This window comes from Microcella sp. (assembly GCF_033763155.1).
In the GTDB taxonomy this organism is placed as follows: domain Bacteria; phylum Actinomycetota; class Actinomycetes; order Actinomycetales; family Microbacteriaceae; genus Microcella.
Genome location: NZ_JANRKZ010000245.1, coordinates 1 through 2,033 on the forward strand (window position 1 = coordinate 1; position 2,033 = coordinate 2,033).

Consider the following 2,033-nt stretch of genomic DNA (forward strand, 5'->3'; position numbering starts at 1 on the left):
CTCGCGCGGGCGCGTGAGCCACAGTTCGTCCCAGCCTCGAATGAGTCGCCCGGCCCACTCCGTGCGCACAAAGGTTTCGAGGGCAGCGGGCACGCTCGCCACCGGGCGCCCGAGTGAATTGCCATCGAGGTAGGCCACGAGGTCGTCGCCCGGCACGAAGCGCGCGACGTGCGCGGCCAGCGGGTCGGCGGCATCGAGCACGGCGGCGCGGGCGCGCAGCGCGGCGGGGTTGGCGGGCGTCGGGCTCTCAGCGGCACTGCTCATGCCGCGAGCCTACTCGCGCCCGATCCGCGTCAAGCGGCCGCGAACGCGAGGCCGGGGCGTTGCACCGCGAGGCGCAGATCGTCGCCGACCTCAGGCAGTTCAACCGCGGCCATGCGCATGAGCACCGAGGGGCCATCCACGAGATCGGCCGTAATCATGGCGTCGTGACCGGCGTACGAGATGCTCGCGACGCGCGCATCGGCGCCGGCGGCGGCCTGAGCGAGCAGGTCGGGGCGCGGAACGATCCACTCGGGCCGCAGCATGAGCCGCACGGTGTCGCCGTCGGTGGGCGTAAAGCCGATCGCTGACGCTTCAACCGAGCCGAGTGCGCACAGCACGCGACCACCGCGCCACTGCCCGGCGAGTTCGACGACGTCACCAACGAACGAGGCCACCCGGTCGGTGGCGGGCTGCTGGTAGATCTCTTCCGGCGTGCCAAACTGGGCGAGCTTGCCGTCGTGCAGCACGGCCACGCGGTCGGCGAGCGTCAGCGCCTCTTCTTGGTCGTGGGTCACGAGCAGCGAGGTCGTGCCCTGTGCGCGCAGCAACTCGGCGACCTCGCGCCGCAGGCCCGTGCGCAATTGCGTGTCGAGGGCCGCAAACGGTTCGTCGAGCAGCAGGAGGTCGGGTCGTGGGGCGAGTGCGCGCGCAAGGGCAACGCGCTGAGCCTGACCACCCGAGAGCTGGTTGGGGGCGCGGCCCGTGTAGTCATCGAGCCCCACGAGGTGGGCCAGCTCGGCGATGCGCTCGGCGCGCGCGGCACTACGGCCGCGCGGCACCGCGAATCCGATGTTCTCGCCGACCGACAGGTGCGGAAACAGCGAGGCCTCTTGCGGCACCCAGCCCACGCCACGCTTCTCGGGCGCCACCGTGCGGCCCGCACGCGAGATCTCGCGGTCGCCGATCGTGATCGTGCCCGACTGCACGGGCAAGAGCCCCGCGATCGAGAGCAAGAGCGTCGTCTTGCCACAACCTGAAGGCCCGAGCACCGCGACCAATTCACCGCTGCGGATGCTCAGCGAGACGTCATCGATCGCGAGCGTTGACCCGTGGGCCACACTCACTCCGTCGACGACGAGGTCGCTCACAACTCCTCCTTGGCTGAACTGCGTACGCCCGACAAGATCACGGCGGGCACCGCCGCGACGAGCACGAGCAGGGCCGCATAGGGTGCCGCGGCGCCGAACTCGAACACCGCCGTGCGGTTCCACAGTTCGGTCGCGAGCGTCTGCGTGCCCGTCGGGCGCAACAGCAGCGTCGCCGGCAATTCTTTCATGGTCGCAATGGCAACCAGCAGGGCGCCGATGCCCACGCTCGGCAGAGCAAGCGGAACCGTGACGCGCCACCAGGCTTGCCACGGCGACATGCCAAGAGTGCGAGCGACCGAGACGAGTCGCGGGGGCACATCGCCCAAGCCCGCCCGCATCGTGCCGATGGCCTTGGGCATGAAGAGCACGGCATAGGCGAAGACGAGCACCGCGAGGCTTTGGTAGAGCGCGGGCACGACCGCGAGCGAGAAGAACACGAGTGACAAGCCGACGACGATGCCCGGGAGGGCGTGACCGAGGAATCCGACCGACTCGATGGCCGTGACGAGCCGGCCGCGATAGCGGGCGGCGAGCGCCGCGATGGGCAACGCGAGCAGCACCGCGAGCAGCGCGGCTGCCACGGCGACGCCAATTGTTGAGCCGACCGCTTCGAGCAACCGGGGCACGTCGATCTCGCGCAGGGTGGCCGCATCGAGCAGGCGCGAGAACAAGGCGAGCAAG

General features: G+C 70.3%; 2 protein-coding genes and 1 pseudogene. All 3 read right to left on the bottom strand.

The genetic code is table 11. The features are described from left to right. Window positions 1–264: pseudogene (locus SFU54_RS10585) on the bottom strand (kynureninase); the annotation flags it as partial. Between the two features lie 29 nt (window positions 265–293). Further along, entirely contained in the window at window positions 294–1,352 is a 1,059-nt protein-coding gene (locus SFU54_RS10590; RefSeq protein WP_319016240.1) for an ABC transporter ATP-binding protein, read from the bottom strand. Further along, window positions 1,349–2,033: ABC transporter permease (locus SFU54_RS10595; protein WP_319016241.1), on the bottom strand; the 685-nt coding region annotated here is incomplete at its 5' end. The genes SFU54_RS10595 and SFU54_RS10590, both read right to left, overlap by 4 nt.